Annotated in this window: 1 protein-coding gene; it reads right to left on the bottom strand. The window is 45.1% G+C overall.

Annotated features, from left to right (window positions below; translation table 11 throughout):
- Positions 1-501 (bottom strand): hypothetical protein (locus tag AB4486_RS27485; protein ID WP_372119966.1); only part of this gene is annotated, 501 nt, incomplete at both ends.

Below are 501 nucleotides of genomic sequence, written 5' to 3'. Positions count from 1 at the left end.
GGCATACTCTTACGGTAATGATAACCATCTTCACGACAGCTCAGAATACTGGTCTTAAAATCAAATTTTCGGGTGGTAGCTACCAATACACATGGCCGCACTTTAGCCATCTCTAGGGGAGTTGTGTGCAAGATAATCTCTGCTAAAAGACGCTCACGTTTTGAGTTGCAGCCAAGCAGACCACTCAGGGATTTTGGGGCTACATCAGCGCAGATAACGCTCAATTGACCCAATATACTAACTACCGTGCCTCTTTCGTACATTAGAGCCTTATCGGTTGCGGAGCGTTCTCCATCAGTTAGTGAGGGATCTTTCAGTTTGCGCTCTGCTGCAACTAAGGAGCGTATTGCATCACTCAGCGTACGAAGACTATTTTTAACGTCGTCATACTGAGAAGGTAGCGAATATCCGATCTTGAACCATCTGTCGTATCGCTCTTTATTCGTCTCGACTATACCGTTCAGATCTGGAAGCCAGTTCTTGAAATCCATGGTATAAAGA

The sequence above is a fragment of the Vibrio sp. 10N.222.55.C6 genome (assembly GCF_041473395.1).
Lineage (GTDB): Bacteria > Pseudomonadota > Gammaproteobacteria > Enterobacterales > Vibrionaceae > Vibrio > Vibrio crassostreae_C.
This window is presented reverse-complemented; position numbering and strand designations above follow the sequence as displayed.